The sequence below is a fragment of the Pseudomonas sp. RC10 genome (assembly GCF_038397775.1).
GTDB classification, from domain to species: domain Bacteria; phylum Pseudomonadota; class Gammaproteobacteria; order Pseudomonadales; family Pseudomonadaceae; genus Aquipseudomonas; species Aquipseudomonas bambusae.
Genome location: NZ_CP151650.1, coordinates 2,957,428 through 2,974,941, shown reverse-complemented (window position 1 = coordinate 2,974,941; position 17,514 = coordinate 2,957,428). Strand labels below are relative to the sequence as shown.

At 60.6% G+C, this 17,514-nt stretch carries 19 protein-coding genes; 10 read left to right on the top strand and 9 right to left on the bottom strand.

Features of this window, described 5'->3' with window-relative positions:
• Positions 1 to 44: 44 nt before the first annotated feature.
• The 6 genes from AAEO81_RS13740 (at position 45) to AAEO81_RS13715 (ending at position 4,523) form a co-directional block, all read left to right on the top strand.
• Positions 45 to 800 (top strand): glucose 1-dehydrogenase, encoded by a 756-nt coding sequence (locus AAEO81_RS13740; protein WP_341964133.1) that lies wholly within the window; start codon positions 45 to 47, stop codon positions 798 to 800.
• 74 nt (positions 801 to 874) lie between these two features.
• Positions 875 to 1,624 (top strand): glucose 1-dehydrogenase, encoded by a 750-nt coding sequence (locus AAEO81_RS13735; protein ID WP_341964132.1) that lies wholly within the window; start codon positions 875 to 877, stop codon positions 1,622 to 1,624.
• A gap of 136 nt (positions 1,625 to 1,760) precedes the next feature.
• Positions 1,761 to 2,474, top strand: coding sequence for a peroxiredoxin-like family protein (locus AAEO81_RS13730; RefSeq protein ID WP_341964131.1), 714 nt, complete (start codon positions 1,761 to 1,763; stop codon positions 2,472 to 2,474).
• A gap of 96 nt (positions 2,475 to 2,570) precedes the next feature.
• Positions 2,571 to 3,452, top strand: coding sequence for a LysR family transcriptional regulator (locus AAEO81_RS13725; protein WP_341964130.1), 882 nt, complete (start codon positions 2,571 to 2,573; stop codon positions 3,450 to 3,452).
• A complete protein-coding gene (locus AAEO81_RS13720; protein ID WP_341964129.1) occupies positions 3,452 to 3,754 on the top strand; it encodes a DUF2845 domain-containing protein in 303 nt (100 codons plus the stop codon). The genes AAEO81_RS13725 and AAEO81_RS13720 overlap by 1 nt, the downstream gene beginning before the upstream one ends.
• A gap of 142 nt (positions 3,755 to 3,896) precedes the next feature.
• A complete protein-coding gene (locus tag AAEO81_RS13715; RefSeq protein WP_341964128.1) occupies positions 3,897 to 4,523 on the top strand; it encodes a LysE family translocator in 627 nt (208 codons plus the stop codon).
• 40 nt (positions 4,524 to 4,563) lie between these two features.
• Here AAEO81_RS13715 and AAEO81_RS13710 read toward each other — a convergent pair whose 3' ends face one another.
• The 3 genes from AAEO81_RS13710 to AAEO81_RS13700 all read right to left on the bottom strand — a co-directional run bounded on the left by AAEO81_RS13710 (position 4,564) and on the right by AAEO81_RS13700 (position 7,210).
• Positions 4,564 to 5,331, bottom strand: a complete 768-nt coding sequence (locus AAEO81_RS13710) for an SDR family oxidoreductase (protein ID WP_341964127.1) — start codon at positions 5,329 to 5,331, stop codon at positions 4,564 to 4,566.
• A gap of 62 nt (positions 5,332 to 5,393) precedes the next feature.
• Positions 5,394 to 6,080 (bottom strand): NAD(P)-binding domain-containing protein, encoded by a 687-nt coding sequence (locus AAEO81_RS13705; protein ID WP_341964126.1) that lies wholly within the window; start codon positions 6,078 to 6,080, stop codon positions 5,394 to 5,396.
• Between the two features lie 230 nt (positions 6,081 to 6,310).
• Positions 6,311 to 7,210 (bottom strand): LysR family transcriptional regulator, encoded by a 900-nt coding sequence (locus tag AAEO81_RS13700; protein WP_341964125.1) that lies wholly within the window; start codon positions 7,208 to 7,210, stop codon positions 6,311 to 6,313.
• Positions 7,211 to 7,336: 126 nt separating this feature from the next.
• On the opposite strand from AAEO81_RS13700, the gene AAEO81_RS13695 reads away from it, so the two are divergent.
• Entirely contained in the window at positions 7,337 to 8,140 is an 804-nt protein-coding gene (locus tag AAEO81_RS13695; protein ID WP_341964124.1) for an NADPH-dependent F420 reductase, read from the top strand.
• 163 nt (positions 8,141 to 8,303) lie between these two features.
• Positions 8,304 to 8,933, top strand: a complete 630-nt coding sequence (locus tag AAEO81_RS13690) for a DJ-1/PfpI family protein (protein WP_341964123.1) — start codon at positions 8,304 to 8,306, stop codon at positions 8,931 to 8,933.
• Positions 8,934 to 8,947: 14 nt separating this feature from the next.
• On the opposite strand, the gene AAEO81_RS13685 is transcribed toward AAEO81_RS13690, so the two are convergent.
• The 6 genes from AAEO81_RS13685 to AAEO81_RS13660 all read right to left on the bottom strand — a co-directional run bounded on the left by AAEO81_RS13685 (position 8,948) and on the right by AAEO81_RS13660 (position 15,611).
• A complete protein-coding gene (locus AAEO81_RS13685) occupies positions 8,948 to 10,846 on the bottom strand; it encodes an ATP-binding protein (RefSeq protein ID WP_341964122.1) in 1,899 nt (632 codons plus the stop codon).
• A gap of 212 nt (positions 10,847 to 11,058) precedes the next feature.
• A complete protein-coding gene (locus AAEO81_RS13680) occupies positions 11,059 to 11,406 on the bottom strand; it encodes an EthD domain-containing protein (RefSeq protein WP_341964121.1) in 348 nt (115 codons plus the stop codon).
• Positions 11,407 to 11,601: 195 nt separating this feature from the next.
• The gene (locus tag AAEO81_RS13675; protein WP_341964120.1) at positions 11,602 to 12,501 is read right to left on the bottom strand and encodes a LysR family transcriptional regulator; all 900 of its coding nucleotides are present in this window, start codon (positions 12,499 to 12,501) and stop codon (positions 11,602 to 11,604) included.
• 333 nt (positions 12,502 to 12,834) lie between these two features.
• Positions 12,835 to 13,098 (bottom strand): DUF1652 domain-containing protein, encoded by a 264-nt coding sequence (locus tag AAEO81_RS13670; protein ID WP_341964119.1) that lies wholly within the window; start codon positions 13,096 to 13,098, stop codon positions 12,835 to 12,837.
• Between the two features lie 201 nt (positions 13,099 to 13,299).
• Positions 13,300 to 14,157, bottom strand: a complete 858-nt coding sequence (locus AAEO81_RS13665; protein ID WP_166595339.1) for an SDR family oxidoreductase — start codon at positions 14,155 to 14,157, stop codon at positions 13,300 to 13,302.
• A 152-nt stretch (positions 14,158 to 14,309) separates the two neighbouring features.
• Positions 14,310 to 15,611 carry a D-tagatose-bisphosphate aldolase, class II, non-catalytic subunit gene (locus AAEO81_RS13660; protein WP_341964118.1) on the bottom strand — a complete coding sequence of 434 codons (1,302 nt, stop codon included), beginning with the start codon at positions 15,609 to 15,611 and terminating at the stop codon, positions 14,310 to 14,312.
• Positions 15,612 to 15,743: 132 nt separating this feature from the next.
• Between AAEO81_RS13660 and AAEO81_RS13655 the strand changes: the two genes are divergently transcribed.
• Positions 15,744 to 16,544, top strand: coding sequence for a DeoR/GlpR family DNA-binding transcription regulator (locus tag AAEO81_RS13655; protein ID WP_341964117.1), 801 nt, complete (start codon positions 15,744 to 15,746; stop codon positions 16,542 to 16,544).
• Positions 16,541 to 17,512, top strand: a complete 972-nt coding sequence (locus tag AAEO81_RS13650) for a BadF/BadG/BcrA/BcrD ATPase family protein (protein ID WP_341964116.1) — start codon at positions 16,541 to 16,543, stop codon at positions 17,510 to 17,512. The genes AAEO81_RS13655 and AAEO81_RS13650 overlap by 4 nt, the downstream gene beginning before the upstream one ends.
• Positions 17,513 to 17,514: the final 2 nt, after the last annotated feature.

Below are 17,514 nucleotides of genomic sequence, written 5' to 3'. Positions count from 1 at the left end.
CCTACCCATTAGGATGTTCATCACCTTAAATCGGAGTGACTCCAATGAGCAAACTGGGCGGAAAAGTAATCCTGATTACGGGCGGCGCTCAAGGGTTGGGCGAAGCTCATTCCCGGCTATTCGCAGGGCGCGGTGCATCAGTCGTCATCGCCGATATCGACTCCATCGCCGGGCTGGAACTGGCGCAGGAGCTGACGGCCAAGGGGCTCGTCGCCAGCTTCCAGAAACTGGATGTGCGTGATGGAGCCAATTGGGCTCAAGTGGTCGAAGATGTGATGGATCGGCATCATCGGATCGATGCCTTGGTGAACAATGCCGGCATCTACCTGCGTGCCCCCCTCGAAGACCTCTCCAGCAAGCAATTCGCCGAGGTGATGGAGATCAATGTCAATGGCACATTCCTCGGGTGCAAGGCGGTTGCACCGATCATGCGCAGGCTTGGGGGCGGGGTGATCGTAAACACCGGATCGATTGCCGCGCTGGTGGCCAACCTCGATGGGGAGGTCGCTTACTGCGCCAGCAAAGGCGCGATCAAAATGCTGACCAAAGCCGTCGCTTCCGACTTGGCGAAGTACAACATCCGCGTCAACTCAGTTCACCCCGGTGTCGTCCAGACGCCGATGGCCGCCGAGTTCTTCAAAAACCCCGAGCTTACCCGAGAGTTGCTGGGTACCACGCTGATGAAACGCGCAGCGGCGCCTGCCGAAATATCAGAAGCGATCGCCTTTCTGATTTCTGATTCTGCCTCGTTCATGACCGGCTCCGACCTCGTGGTCGACGGCGGATTCACAGCCGTGTGAACACCAGGCACCTGAGTTACCCCTTGGCTGAACAGCCTGACTTCTCCATCCCTCCTCTTCGAGATCTAGCAAATATGAATGATTTGACCGGAAAAGTTGCCATCGTCACCGGTGCTTCAAAAGGCATCGGTGCGGCCATCGCCAAAGCGCTTGCATCCGCGGGTGCGGCAGTCGCTGTGAACTACGCTTCAAGCCGATCCGGGGCCGAACGCACCGTATTGGAAATTGTGAACAACGGTGGAAAAGCGATTGCCGTCCAAGGTGATGTTGGCTCGTCCGTCGATGTAAAGCGCTTGTTTCAAGAAACAAAGGCGGCCTTTGGCGCTCCGTCGATTCTCGTCAACAATGCGGCAACATTCGAGTTCGAGCCATTCGAACGGGTGACAGAAACGGAATTTCACAAGGAATACAACACCAACGTCCTCGGTCCGATCCTGACCATTCAAGAAGCGATCAAATATTTCCCGGAAGCCGGGGGTAGCGTGATTAACATCAGCTCGATTTCAAGCAAGAACCCTGTCCCCACAGCAGTGCTCTATTCCTCCACCAAAGGCGCGGTGGATGCCTTGTCGGCAGGACTGGCGAAAGAACTGGGACCGCGCAACATCCGCGTTAATGTCGTGGCACCCGGTGGAACTGAAACCGAAGGCACGGAGCGCATTGGGCTGGTAGGCAGCGAGCAACAACGGATCATGGCCGCAGCCACACCGCTGGGGCGTTTCGGCCGGCCCGAAGACATCGCCCCCACGGTTGTATTCCTTGCCTCGGATGACGCCGCTTGGCTGACAGGCGAGCGCATCAATGCGTCAGGCGGGCTCCGCTGACTCGCAGCGGCGCAAACCCCCTGAACATTACCCTGCCCTCGACGGAAAAACACTCGCTCGCAGCATTTGTATTTCGAATAAAAGAAAGTTGCCGCCGAGGGCTACAGACCTTGTTTCAAGTCAGGAATCATCCGTCGTGAATCCATTACGCAGGAAACCCAAGATGTCACTCCAGGCCAAACTCGATGCCGTCAGGCAAGATTTCGAATCGAAGATTCCATCTAACGCCTTGGCCGTCATGCACGCGTCAACCGATGCACTGATTGCATCCGGGCATGCACGGCGTGCGCTCCAAACAGGTGATCACGCACCTGAATTCGCGCTCCCTGATTCGGAAGGTACCGTCTTCACGTCCCATGACCTGCGCTTAAAGGGGCCCATCGTCATCACCTTCTATCGAGGCGTATGGTGCCCTTACTGCAATCTTGAACTGCAAGCGCTTGAGGGCATGCGAACAGACATTCAGGCCAGAGGCGCGACACTGATTGCGATTTCTCAGCAGACCCCGGGAAACAGTCGTGCGTCCCGCCGAGACAACGCTCTGGGGTTCCCTATCTTGATCGATAAGTGCGGTGTCGTCGCTGCCGAGTTCGGCATTCGCTGGACGCTAGAGGGCAGCATCCGAACGCTCTACGAACAGTTCGGGGTGAACCTGGAAACGTTCAATGGTGAGCCCAGCTGGACATTGCCTATACCGGGGCGCTACATCATCGATACCCGAGGCGTCATCGCTTACGCGGAGATTAATCCAGACTACACACGGCGCCCGGAGCCTGAAGAGCTGCTACCGGTACTGGACGCGTTGCTGGAAAACGCAGGTGTTTATCGTGAGACGGAAAATGCGCTTTGACGCGTGGCGTTTCATGTTTCCAAACGACAAAAGGCAGGGCTAGTCGATGAGGTTGCGAGTGAACAATAAAGTCTCGGAAACGTTACGGACTGAGCCATGAGTGATCGTCTTGCCGCATTAAGGCTGTTTGCCCGCGTGGCGCGCACGGGCAGTTTTTCTGCGGCAGGTCGCGAGATGGGGCTTTCGCAGCCGTCCGCTTCACGGATCCTGGCGAACCTGGAAGATGAGGTCGGTGTGGTGTTGCTGGCCCGATCGACGCGAGCCGTGACCCTGACGGATGCAGGAAAACTTTACCTTGAGCGCATCGATCCTATTCTGCTTGCGATTGACGATGCCGATCACGCCGTGCGCGGGAACGGCGAGCTCAGCGGGCAGTTGCGAGTCGGCGCCTCCATCAGTTTTGCGGCCCGGGAGGTGATCCCTCGTCTAGGCCATTTTTTGGAATCACACCCCAGACTGCGCATTGCTTTCGTATTTTCGGACCACCTACAAGATCTAATCTCGGATTCGATTGATGTCGCCCTACGCTTTGGAACACTCGAAGACTCGTCTGCGGTGGCTCGCCTCATTGGCACGCCGCGGCGCTTTTTGGCAGCGTCGCCCGCGTACCTCAATCGATTCGGTGCACCCAAGTCCCCAGCCGATCTGGCCTCGCACTCGATCATCATGGGCCCATCGGGGTTTTCGAGGGAGGCATGGGTTTTCCAACGCGATGGGCAAACCATGACGGTGCGAGTAGAGGGCAGAATCACAGTGTCGGTCAACGAGGCCGCTACAGCAGCGGCGCTGGCACACCTGGGCATCATTTCCACGGGGTTGTGGGGATGCCGGGCAGACATCGAAAGCGGTCGGCTCGTGGAGGTACTCCCCGACTGGGAGATGGGCAGCAAGGCCGTTCACGCCATTTACCCCCCGGGGCAACCCATCAAACCTTCAGCGCGAGCGCTGATCGACTTTTTAGTTGAGGAATTGAATTAATGCCACGTCTCGCGAAACGAATCGCCAGCATTGCATTGCTGTCTCTTGTCACACTCTGCGCCGAGGCCTCGATGCGATGCGACAACGGAATCGCCTCCGAAGGCGACGCCATGGCACAGGTCATTCAAAAATGCGGCTCCCCCGCCAGCCGCGAACAGATCGCGACTGGCGAAGACAGACGCGACATTGATCGCCGCAAATACACGACAATTGAACAATGGGTCTATGGGCCTCGTAGCGGAATGTATCAGTACCTGAGATTTGAAGGAGGCAAACTGGTACAGATCAAGGGAGAGCGGTGATGTTCAAATTTTGGTCGTCGTGACGAAAGGCGAACGTACCAGGAACGTGAAAAGGGTGTGACATCGGACTGCCCGCCTCACCACTTGCATTCGCGTATCAGCTGGGGATTACTGTGATCCCACCCTTACCGAGCCAATCGCCATGTTCGACCCCGCCTCTCTCGTGACCTACGTCGCTGTCGTCCTCGGTCTGTTTCTGATTCCCGGTCCAGCGGTATTGCTGGTGATCACCCGCACACTGCAAGGCGGTCGAAAGCTGGGCATTGCGACGGGGTTGGGGATTGCGGCGGGAGATCTGCTTCACACTTTGAGCGCCGCACTCGGGTTGTCGGCGATTCTGATGACGTCGGCCACCGCGTTCAACACGGTAAAACTGGTCGGCGCCTGTTATCTGATTTACCTCGGTGTCCGGGCGATCGTCGCCAAACACGGCGCCACAAGCCACCCAGACCTGCCCACCGTCAGCGCGAAACAGGCGTTCTTGCAAGCCGTGGGCACCGAAGTCCTGAACCCGAAAACGGCGATCTTCTTCCTCGCCTTTCTGCCCCAGTTCGTTCACGCCGGAGCTGATTCTTCATTGGTGCAGTTCGCCCTGCTGGGGCTGATTTTCTCCGGGCTGAGCGTTGCGTACACCAGCCTCATCGCAATTGCCATCCGCCCATTGGGGCGGTGTATCAAAGGCCTGGCGAAACTCCGTCGCTGGGAAGGCAAACTGATCGGCACACTGTTTGTGGGGTTGGGATTGAAGGTGGCGTTGCAGCAGCGGTAAGCGAGGGCCCACTGTCGAGAAATGGGCACTCGCAGAGCCGTCAGAGTTTGTAACCCCCACTCGCTTCTATCACCTGGGCCGTGATCCAGCGCCCCTCCTCCGACGCCAGAAAGGCCACGATGGCAGCGACGTCATCGGTCTCCCCGAAACGCCCCAATGCGGTATCGGCCTCGATGGCCTTGACCATCCCGGCGTCCTCACGGACGGCGGCATTCATGTCGGTGCGAACCCAGCCCGGCGCGATGGCGTTGACGGTAATACTCCGAGGCCCCAGTTCCGAGGCGAGAGCGTGGGTCAGGTTGTTGATGCTGGCCTTGGCCATGGAATAAATCGGGACCGCCGCCAACGGACGCGAGCCAGTCGCCGACGAGATGTTGATGATCCGTCCGCCTTGGGCCAGACGAGTCAAGGCCGATTGAACGACAAAAAACGGTGCGCGGGCGTGGACGGCGAACAGCGTGTCCCAGCTTTCCGGCGTGGCATTGACCAGCGCTCCCCAGCCCGCATTCCCGGCGTTGTTGACCAGGATATCGAGCCGAGTACTGCCCTGACGCTCGGTGAACTGACGGTCGAGCGTCTCGAAGACGGTCGGGATGGCGTGGGCATCTGTCAGGTCCGCCTGAAGCGCGAAGGCACGGCCCCCTGCGTGTTCGATGGCCGCGACCACCCTGTCGGCGCTGGCCCTGTCGGTGTTGTAGGTCAGCGCAACGACGGCTCCCTCTTGAGCAAGTCGTTCGGCAATGGCGCGACCAATGCCTCGGGAGCCGCCCGTCACCAGTGCGGTTTTTCCAATAAGTGATGTCGGCATATGAATGTCCTCGATGGGCAAGACAAGTCTGCCCTGGAAGTAAATTTTTTTGGGGGGAAGTGTCAGCGCACCAAGGGACCAGGGCTGGCCTCGATGACGGTCATTGCCAGACGCACCAGATCGGTGTCGCCCTCATATTCATTCTGCGAAATCTGATGCATGAGGACGCCCAACTGCTCGAGTTGGCGGGCGATCATCAAAGGACCGGCGTTGACTGGAATCAAGCCTGCGTCTTCGATCAATCGCCGGGTGATCTGCCCGGCTTCGTGATCATCGGTGACATAGAAGACACTGGGCTTGATCGGCGACGTTGTCCACGCCCCCGCTTCGAGCACGGGTGCGGCCAACAGGCTGAACGCCTTGACCACCCGCGCATCGGGCAGACGCGCTTGAAGGTACTCGGCGGTCGAGTTGTTCCTCATGAACCCATGATCGTGAAAGTGGACGAAATCGGAGGTCACACCGAGGGGGTTCATGGTTTCGATCACGACCTTGCCGTCGAGGGCGTCACCTACGGCATCGATCATTGCATCGGCCCTGGGCCAATACACCGAGAACAGCACCGCTTGGCCGAATTCGGCCGCGTCTCGTTGAGTACCAAGCCGAGCGCTGTGGCCCAGTTCGGTGAGCAGCGGTGCAATCTTGCGATCCTCGCCGTCCTTGGCCAGCACCAATGAATGACCTGCTGCCGCCCAGGCGCGGGCCAGTCGGCTCCCGATGTTGCCGGTATTCAAAATGCCTATATTCATTGCTTTCCCACTGTTTGACGATCCAGTTTCCAGAGCCGTCGGAATCGATTCCGGCTCCGTGCTCTCTCAGCATTCAGGGGCCTGTCGCCGCCTGTGATCCCTACTGTAGGTCTAGGCTTTGGCGTCGATAAACAGGTCGAAACGCAACGGAGCGTTGTCCGTGAGCGCAACAGTTCACGGGCAACACTGGCGTCCGGGCAAGATGCAAGGCTCTGCGGTGGGGTCCGGAATCAGCCGACGGTTCTGGCGAATTCGCTTAATGAAAAATCGACAAAGCTGCGTACTTTCGGGTCCATGTAACGGCTGGATGCGAAGACCGCGTGCACCGGCACCGGCGCGTGATACCAGGCGGGCAAAACACGTACCAGCGAGCCTTTCGCCACATAAGGCGCCGCCATAAACCGCGGCAACTGGGCAATGCCGATACCGGCCAGCGTCAGGTTTTTCGCACCGATGGTGCTGTTGACCGTGGCGCGAGGTGCCTGGCTGAAGGTTTCCGTGTCGACGCCATTGAACAGCGTCCAGTCCGGACGTGTGCGTGGGGCTTTCATAATCAGGTCGTGATGCTGGAGATCGCTCACCGCCGACAACGTGGCCTTGTCGTGCAAATAATCAGGGGCTGCGTACAGCCCGTAGGTCACCTCCCCCAGCTTGCGTGCCGACAGGCCCGAGTCCTGCAATACGCCGACACGCACGGCGACATCTACGCCCTCGTGAATAATGTCCACCAGACGGTTGGTGTACTCGGTGTCCACGGTGACCTTCGGCGCGCGCTTCAGGAATGTCGCGATCCAGCCATCGACGACCAGCGTGCCGAATTCGGAACCCGCTGTGATCCTGAGTAACCCTTTTGGCTCTCTGGACTGCTCGGCGACGGCGGCTTCAGCGGCCTCGGCGGCAGTGAGAATGCACACGGCGCGTTCGAAATAATCACGCCCGACCTCGGTCACATTCAGCCGACGCGTCGAACGCGTCAGCAGCCGGGCGCTGAGTTTCTCCTCCATGCGGGTCACGACACGGCTCACCCGAGCCTTGTCAGTGCCGAGTCGTTGTGCGGCCAGCGTAAACGAACCTTCCGTCACCACCGCGACGAACGTCCTCATTTCCGAAAGATCGATTGATGTATTCATGCGCAACAGTCTGTGAGCTTTGTCTCTATTTATCAATTTTCTAGTGTTCCCTAGAGTTCGTCCATGCAGCGTTTGCATGAACCCGGCGGCGGTCGCCCGTCGCTCCTTGAGAAAGGCTCTAGACACATGACTCAAACAATCGGAATCATCGGCTCCGGCCTCGTCGGCAAAGCCGTTGCGCACCTCGCGGTCGCAGCGGGTTATCACGTGGTCATCGGTAACTCTCGCGGCCCGGAATCGCTGGCAGCATTGGTCGAGGAACTGGGACCGCTCGCTCGCGCCGGCACTGTCACGGAGGTGATCACTGCCGGGGACATCGTCTCCATCGCCATCCCGCTGGCGGCATTCGAGTCCTTGCCTGCCAGCCAGTTCGTAGGCAAAGTCGTCATCGATCACACGAATTATTACCCTGACGTGGGTGGTTTCCGACAGACCGACCTCGATCGCGCAGCGCTGACCTCCAGTGAACTGATGCAACGCCATTTGCCAGGGGCTAACGTGGTGAAAGGCCTTCACAACCTGGGCTGGATTCACATGCAGCACAACGCCCGCGCCAGAGGTGATGTCGAACGCACCACATTACCCATCGCCGGGGACAACCATGGCGCGAAAGGCGTCGTGGCACGCTTCATCGAGGATATTGGCTACAACGTGGTCGATGCGGGCTTACTGGCCGACAGCTGGCGCATCGAGCCAAATACACCGATTTATTTTTGGCCCTATGCTCCTGCCATCCCCGGCCATCTGTCAGAGGACGAAGCGAAGCGGCTGTACCGGCAGAGCGCAAGTCCACTTTCTCCCACTGCTGCGCGCAAGCTGATCGAGACCGCCGAGCGCCCTTCTCCCGTGGGCGGCACTCTTGAGGGGCTGCCACCTGTGCATGTCGCCCTGTTCCTCGAATTGGCCAGTGCCGAGACCGTGAAGTCTTAACGGTGTGATCTGACCACCCGGTGTTCGCCAGCGGTTATTTCATCGGGTGGAATGATCAATTGCGATTCCAAGGGATTGTCCCCAGCCGCCCGAACATCAACCATTCCGTTCATGACTGACGGCTTGCAAGCCGGAGGTGCGTCCACGTGAATGGAGAGACGATGTGAAAAAGGTTTTGATGTTGCTCGCCAATGGCGTTGAACCCATGGAAATGGCGGCGTTCACCGACATTCTGGGTTGGGCCGACTTGGTAGGAGACGAAAAGATCGAACTGGTGATTGCGGGGCTGCGGGAGGAAATCACCTCGACGTTTGGCCTGGTGATTCGCCCCAATCGGCAGTTGGCCGATCTGGACCTGAATGCGTTCGACTCCCTGGCATTGCCGGGCGGTTTCGAACCCAGCGGGTTTTACGAGGAAGCGCTGAGTGAGCCGTTTCTGGAGACGATCCGCCACTTCGTCGAGGCCGACAAGCTCGTCGCCAGCGTCTGTGTCTCCTCGTTATGCCTGGGCCGGGCGGGCGTGCTGCACGCGCGCCAGGCCACGGTTTATCACCAGGTGGGCGGACGCCGAAAGCAGCAACTGGTGGAGACCGGTGCCACGTTCGTCGACCAACCGGTGGTGCGAGACGGGAAGCTGATCACATCCACTGGACCGGGCACGGCGTCGGAAGTGGCATTTTTGCTGGTCGAGATGCTGACCAACGCGAGCAACGCTGCACGGCTTCGAGAGAAGATGCGCTTTCCTACGCCCTCCGAGGCCTGGTTCACAACGCCGCAGGTGCCAGCCGCGTGACCCGCCGCCACCCGTTATGAGGACAGCAGGTCGCGCAGGCGGCCACCGAGGGTGTCGATCTCGAACGGCTTGGTCAGCAACTGCATACCCGGCTGAAGCTGACCGCTGTCGAGCACGAAACTTTCGGCGTACCCGGTCACGAACAGCGTCTTGAGCGCGGGTCGCACTTCCCGTCCCGCGTCGGCCATTTGCCAACCATTCATGCCGCCCGGCAGGCCGATGTCGGTGACCAGCACGTCGATGTGCATGTCCGAGCGCAGCAGCCTGAGTCCGGCGAGGCTGTCGGCAGCTTCGATCACGGTGTAACCGAGTTCACCCAATACGTCCGCCAGCAGCATGCGCACGGTGGGTTCGTCGTCTACCAGCAACACCGTTTCCCCGTGCTGCGCGACATCTACGGCAGAGATTTTCCGGGGCGACGCTTCCGGCACCCCTTCTTCATGGTGGCGCGGCAGGTAGATGAACACGCTCGTGCCCTCGCCCACGCGGGACTGAATCCGCACCTGCCCGCCCGACTGTTGGGCGAAACCGTAGATCATCGACAGCCCAAGCCCTGTGCCCTGCCCCATGGGTTTGGTGGTGAAGAACGGTTCGAAGGCATGGGCGATCACCTCCGGCGTCATGCCGATGCCGGTGTCGCTGACGCACAGACACAGGTAGTGCCCTTCCGACATGTCGTGAGCAAGCGCGGTCTCGCGATTGACGTATTCGTTGGACGTCCTGAGCGTGATGCATCCGCCGTCGGGCATGGCATCCCGGGCGTTGATGCACAGGTTGAGTAACGCGTTTTCCAGCTGGCTCGCGTCGACAAACGCCGGCCACAAATCAGCGGCACCGGCGGTTTCCAGCGTGATGCCGGGGCCGACGGTCCGCTGGACCAGCTCGATCATCCCGTGCATCAGCGTGTTGACGTGGGTGGCGCGCGGTTCGAGGGCCTGGCGTCGCGAGAAGGCCAGCAGGCGATGGGTAAGCGCGGCGGCCCGCTTTGCGCCACCCTGAGCGGCGGCCATGTATTTGTCCACCTCGGCCAGCCGGCCCTGAACGATCCGTTTGCCCATGAGTTCGAGGGAGCCCGAAATGCCCGCCAGCAGGTTGTTGAAGTCGTGGGCCAGGCCGCCCGTCAGTTGCCCAACGGCCTCCATTTTTTGCGACTGACGCAGTTTTTCTTCGGCCTGCATCAGATCGGCGGTGCGTTCGGCGACGCGCTGTTCCAGGGTTTCGTTCAGGCGGCGCAGCTCGGCGGCGCCTCGACGCTGCTGCTCTTCGATTTCCAGCAGCATGGTGCAGGTGCGTGCCAGTTCCTGTTCCCGCGCACGCAACGACTCTTCTGCAACCGTGCGTTCGAGAAGGTCGGCAGCCTGGCGCGACAGAATGTCCAGCAACCTCAAGTCGCGCTCGGACGGCTGGTGAGGTTGGCTCCAATGGGTGGAAATCATGCCCAGCAGGTCGCCACTGCGCGACAGCAGCGGCGTCGTCTGCGCGGCACGGATGCCGGTGCGGCGAAAGGCTTGCAGGTCTTCGGTGCCTGAAATGTCGGCCCATTGTTCGAAGTCGGGGATGACGGCTCGTTCGCCCAGTTTCAGCGCCATCGTGCAACTGCTGTAGGCCGTGGGGCTGACCCATTGCCAGAATCCGATGGCTTCGGGGGGCAGGCCCCGAGAAGCCAGCAGTTGAAGCTCGCCCCCATGCCCTGACGCGTGGTCGGGAGGGCAAAGTTTCTGCATCGTGCCGAACTGCGAACCGGTAATGGACACCGCTGCATCGACGATCTTGCCGTACAGGGCTTCAAGGTCCTGCTCGCCTATCAGCGCCATGCTGATGGTGTGCAGCAGTTCGATGTCGGACAGGTTATCCTTTGACGTCGCGGACGCGGCGGACAAAGGTGCTGTAGGGATGGCGTTTAGAGGGGTCATGGCTGCTCCTGTGGAGCCCGTATTCACGGGTGGCAGACTACCAGCAAACCCCTCGAATCGCGATGCAGATTGCCTTCAGGTCACGACTAGCCTGTCGGGACTGGAAACGCCCTTCATGCGTACCGGTTCTTGACCATGCAGCCACAAAAAAGAGCCTCTTCACAGAGACTCCTTAGTTCAACGTTTACCGCGTTGTACAACGCTTATACGTCTCAAGCGACGTAATCGACTTTCTCTTCAGTGAACAATACGAGTGTCTTTGAACGGTCGAGAAAGTTCTCGTCATCGACCGCAACGATTTCGTCCCACTTCGGAGAACCGATCACTTTATAAATGGCTTCCTTGTTGGCGATCCAGGCTTCCGCATAACCGTCGAACGGGGCCGCAGGCACGCCTTCCGGGAGGCCGCCGACGTTGTGCTGCTGCACATAACGAATGGTGTGCTCCAACACTTCTGGCACTGTTTGTACGATGGGCCAGTGCACATTTGCCCAGTATTCGCTGAATTGTTCGAACGTGAGATCCGAACGGCGGGTGAGGAATAAACTCATCTTGATCATGACAACGACTCCAAATACAGGACAGCCCGAAGTTGACGAAAAGTCTGCCTGTCGGGCGATACAGGTGAAGCCGAACGATAACATCGGCGTCCTCCAGTTCCGACGGCGGGCGAGGTATAAGACTTATTCAGATATTTAGGTGTTACACGAACACCGCAGCGGTTAGGGTCTGCGCGGGTCGCGTTCTAGCTTGACTCACTCGGGGCAGAGATCGACATCGCTCAGCGCGTCGATCATGAACTCCACGAATACCCGGGCGGCGGGTTTCGGCGTCTGCCCTCCCGGATAAAGCGCGTAGGCGTCCACCGCACCCAGATTCCAGTCGGCCATGACCCGCACCAGACTGCCGGTTTCAATATCGGCGATAAGCGCGGGAACGGTCGCGACCACCAGCCCAAGGCCTTCCTTCCCCGCGACGACCCCCGCATCCGTTCCCGTGACGGTCAGGTTGCCGTGGATTTCAACGGGTATTTCCAGCCCGTTCTGTTCGATCAACAGCGTTCGGGCGGCCACCGGTCCCGCCACGACGAAGCGGTGCGCAGTCAGATCGGACGGCGATGAGGGCGTGCCCTGTTGGCGGAGGTAATCCGGGGCGCCCGCCATGATCAGCGGCCAACTGCCCACCTTGCGCGCCAACGCACTGGAATCGGCCAGCGTGCCGAAGCGCAGCGCCACGTCAATGCCTTCCAGAATAAGGTCCTGACGTCGGTCCTCGGTCGAAAGCAGAACAGTGAGATGCGGGTGTTCGGCCATGAAACTCTTCAAGCGCGGCAGGATGATGCGTGACGCAATAATGGACGCCATGCTCACCCGCAACTCTCCGCGCAACTCGCCACTGCCGCGAATGCGGTAATCGGCTTCGGTCAAGGCATCGAGAATCGGCTGGATGTCCGCGAGGTAGTCCGCCCCGGCCTGGGTCAGCGCCACGGCGCGGGTGGTGCGATTGAACAGGGTCACGCCCAGATGCGCTTCCAGATCAGAAATCATGCGCGAGGTGGTGGGTTGCGACAGTTTCAGCTCCCGTGCCGTTCTGGAAAAACTGCCGGTCTGCGCAAGGCGAACGAACACGCGCAACGCCGCGAACTGGTCGGTCATGGATGTCCTGAAAGGGGCTGGTCGTGGGGAGAGGCTTAGGGTGGCGCCTGGTGAAAACAGGGGCAAATGTAACATAGGCTGCGTATTGAAGACCTTCGCGAATGAATTCGCTCCCACAGTGGAATCCGCGTCATGCCACGCAGCCAGCGGCGACGCCAAGCATTCTGTGGAACCTGCGTCATGCCTTGCTATCAGCGACGACGCCGAACGCCTGTGGGAGCGAATTCATTCGCGAAACGACCCGGCAGGCGACACATCGGCGTCAGGCTGCACCCACCCTTCCGGATGACCGCGCCCAGCACTCTCTGCCGTCAAGTCGCGCCTCAGCAGCGTTCACCCCATCGCGCGGGGCCGATAGGCATTGGCGTGTCGGGCTGGACGACAGACCTGTGCACGAAGCTGGGCAATCAGATCGGAAATCGCCCGACTGGTGCCGAGGGACGCCATGGGAATGCCGCCGAACACGACATTCAACCCCGTGGCCGGGTCGATGATTTCAATGGTCAGCTCACCGTTGGCCGAGGCCGAACAGGTGGAGCGCATGGGCAGAAAGGCAGATTCAATGATGTGGCGAAGTTCGAGCGTGGAGATGGCCATGTCCGTGTTCCTTGGTGACCTTTATTGTGTGGTCGGTGGACAGTGCCGGTTCGCAGGAAATTCCCAGTATTTTTCGGAAGGCAGACGAACACCCGTTCCCGCCCCTGACCACCCCGATTTCGGCCGTCATTGAGACAAACCAAAACCGGCATGAGAAGCAGGCGAACCGGGTGTTGAAGGTTATGGCTCTGGGGGGTCAGGTCAGAGAATCGGCTTGCCCCCCGTCACGCCGTAGCGGGTGCCGGAAATGTAACTGGCCTCGTCGGACGCCAGCAGGACGTAAATCGGCGCCACTTCGACAGGCTGACCGGGTCTGCCAAGAGGCGTTTCTTCACCGAAGCTTTTGACGTCGTCATCGGTCATGGTCGCAACGATCAGCGGCGTCCAGATCGGTCCCGGCGCGACGCTGTTCACGCGGATACCTTTCGGCCCCAGCATCTGTGCCAGACCGGCGCTGAAGTTGGCAATGGCGCCTTTGGTAGTGGCGTAAGGCAGCAGCGTCGGCTTGGGCGAATCCGAATTCACCGAGCTGGTGTTGATGATCGAACTGCCACGTGCCATCGACGGCAGCGCCGCCTTGCAGATGCGAAAAATGGCAGTGATGTTGATGTCGAAGGTCTTCACCCACTCCTCGTCGGTAATGTCTTCGAGGCTGTCATGGGTCATCTGGAAGGCAGCGTTGTTGACCAACACGTCGATGCGGCCAAACGCTTTCACGGTGGCATCGACAATGGCCGAGCACTGCTCTTTTTTCGCCAGGTCCCCCGGCAGCAGCAGGCACTGCCGCCCCGCTTCTTCCACCCAACGCGCGGTCTCTTTCGCATCCTCATGCTCGTCGAGGTACGACAGCGCCACGTCGGCGCCTTCACGGGCAAACGCGATGGCGACGGCGCGGCCAATGCCGCTGTCGGCGCCGGTAATCAGCGCGATCTTGTTGGCCAGGCGGCCCGAACCTTTGTAGCTGTTTTCGCCGCAATCCGGGTACGGGTCCATTCGGCTCTGATCACCGGGCACCGGCTGCTGTTGAGGCTTGAACGGTGGTTTCGGGTAATCGGTCATGGTGCTCTCCTTTAAAAGTCCAGACGCAACGTGCGCGTCTAGGGTGGACTTTGCGTGGGCGAAAGGAGTTCGGACTTTTTGACCGCTGCCCGTTTCGGAGGCAGAACGCGCAGGTTCATGAGGGTCATCCATGACCCATTCGTCACGGCACGTCAGGACGCCATGCGCTGTTGCTCGCCCTCGCACGCGTGTCGGTATTGCTTCAGCACATGGGCAATCGCCGCCAGCACAAGGCCTTTCGCCGAGCTGTCGCCTTTGCCGTTCGCCACATGGGGATAGAGGTGTGGCAGGAACTGGCTGATCAGGGTTTCGCTGATCGGCTGCTCTCCCAGCGCCTGAAACAGGACCTCCACCGCTTCGCTCGCCGGTTCCGACGGCCAGTAGTAACGGATGCGATCGCTGTAGCTGAAGTGCCGTTGCAGGCGCAGCGCCGATTCGTCGCCGTGGTAATAGCGATTCCAGTGCTGGGGCTGCTGACGCATCAGGTTTTCCATGACGTCATGCACGTGGCCCTGTTCCGGCAAGACCTGCAGCGTCGCGGCGATCTGTTCGAGGGCATACAAGGCTTCGCGCAGCGCGAACGTCAGGCCGGGGCCGACCTTGAGAATGGCGAAACCGTCGCGGACCAGTTCACCGAGGGCCGTCAGCGGCTGGTAGTCGGTGGAATGGGCCTCGAACACCACCTGCCTTTCGCTCTGCAAGACCGCACTCAACGCACGCGCCTTGGGAGCGTCGTACACCACCACGTTTTCATTGCCGAACTCGACGCCGGGCTGCACCACCAACCCGACAATCCGCCCGTAGGCCTCTTGCAGACCGAGGGCGGCAAACGCCTCACGGTGGAGCGCCAGAGTCGCCTGGGCGTCCTGCGGCGTGGTCACGGCAAGGTCTTCGACCTTCTCCAGCGCACCGCCAGGCACCGGGACTTCGGTGCCGACGACGTACACCGGTGGCGGCATGCCGGAGCGCGTGACCGCCCGCTCCACCACGGCTGCCAAACGCGCGGCACGCTCGGCGATCAACGCCCCCGGCAACGGCTCGGCGTCTCCCGCGCAGGCCATGCTGGCGTCGAGGTGAATCTTCGAAAAGCCGGCGCGGGCATACGCGTCGAGCATCGCTTCGGCCTTCACCATCGCCGTCTCGGCGGGCAAGTCCTTCCAGGGGTTGGGCCCTAAATGATCCCCTCCCAGAATCAGGCGCTCGGCGTCGAAGCCCACGCGCTGCGCGATGTCGAGAACGAACTGGCGAAAGTCCGCAGGGGTCATGCCCGTATAGCCCCCCTCGTGATTGACCTGATTGCACGTGGCCTCGATCAGCACGGGCCCCTGATGCCCTGTCGCCTCACGCAGCGCCGCTTCAATCACCAACGGGTGCGCCGAACAAATGGACGTGATGCCGACAGGTCGAGCCTGTGCGTGAGCTTTCACCAATTCCTGAAGATAATGAGCCTGCATGACCAAAGCCTCTGGATGACGTTGAAGCGTCACCATAGAGAGCCAAACGATCACAATCAATCATATTTTTGATTGACAGTGATTTTTTAAGGCTTATATTTCATTCCCATGAATCACTAAAGAGCAATCACAGTGACTAAAGACGAGCGTTTATCGCTGATCTGCCAGCACCTCTACAGCCATGGCGAAAGCACGATCCAGGCCATCGCGGATGTGACCGAGGCGTCCCTGGCGACCATTCGCCGGGACCTGCTGACCCTGGAAGCGGACGGCACGATTCATCGCACCCACGGCGGCGCACGCATTGCCAAAAATGCAGGCGTCGAGGTTGCATTCGATCTGCGGGAAAACCAGAACCTCTACGCCAAGCGCGCCATTGCCGAAGTGGCCTATGAGCGGATCGTTCCCGGCTCCACTGTCTTCCTCGATGCAGGCACCACGGTGCTGCAACTGGCGCGGCGTCTGCGTCTCGACCCGGTGCCGCTGTCGGTCTTCACCAACTGCCTGAACGTCGCGCAAGTGCTGATGAACACCCCCGGCATCACCATCGTCCTGCTGGGCGGGCAATTACGCGCCGAGAACGCGTCGATGGTCGGTGCGCTGGCCGAGGCGATGATCGAAAACCTCTGGTTCGATCAGCTGTTTCTGGGTGCGGGCGCGATTGCCCCGGACGCGTGCATCTACAGCCTCGACGCCAGCGAAGCCCAGTTGAACCAGAAGATGCTGGCCCGCGCTGGCAGCACCTGGCTGCTCGTGGACTCCAGCAAATTCGACCAACGCCTGACCTACCGCGTCGCCCCTTTGACTGAAGCGCTCACCGTGGTCAGCGACGAACTGTTGAGCAGCAAGTGGCAGGCCCGGCTGCAGGAACTGGGCTGCGGGCTGCTGACCGGCTCCAGTCAGTCGATGGCCGCCGAGGACCACACGGCATGAACACCTGCATCCTGGGCCTGGACAGCGGAGGCTCGAAAACTCAGTGGGTCGTGGCTGATCGTCAGGGCCGCGTCGTGCAATGGGGAACGAGCGAAGGGCTCGACCCGGTGACTCATCCGCAATGGCGCGAACAGCTGCGGGCGCTGCTGGCAAAAGCCGCGGGTACGCCCCTCGCCGCCGCCGTTCTGGGACTGCCGTTGCATGGCGAACTCGACGCCGTGTCCGTTGAGCAAACCGACATCGCCCGGCAGGCATTGCCCTGCCCCGTGACCGTCGAGAACGACGTGCGCATCGCCTTCGACGGCGCATTCACCGGCGCTCACGCAGGGGTGCTGATCCTTGCGGGCACCGGGTCCATGGCCTGGGCGAGTCGGAACGAAGACGACGCTCCACACCTGCGTGTGGGGGGTTGGGGGGATGTGTTCGGCGACGAAGGCAGCGCGCACTGGATCGGTATTCAGGCCTTGGCATTGGCCAGTCGCACGCTGGATGGACGGGCCCATGCCGCGCGCATGACCCAGGCGTTGCTCAGCCATCTCGGGCTGACGCCCGATGAATTGATCGATTGGGTGTACGGCCTGAGCAACCGCCGTGCGGGCGTCGCGGCGCTGGCCGCTCAGGTCTCGGCATGGGCCGACGCCGGTGATCCGGACGCCCTCGAACTGTTGAACGCCGCCGCCCGCCACCTCGCTGAACACGTCGCGACGGCCTGGCAGCGCATCGGCGGTGTGAACGCTCCGGTCTGGAGCCATGCCGGGGGCGTCTTCAGCCATCCCGACATTACCCGTCAGATGACGCGGCTGCTGTCCGCGGCCCCTGTCACGCCGCGTCTGCCACCGGTGGGTGGCGCACTCTGGCGCGCAGCACACAACGCGGGATGGAACCCGGATAACAACTGGATCAACACGCTCGCCTCACACCTGAATCACACGCTTGCACTGCCATCTACCTCCCCCTATCCGATCTAGAG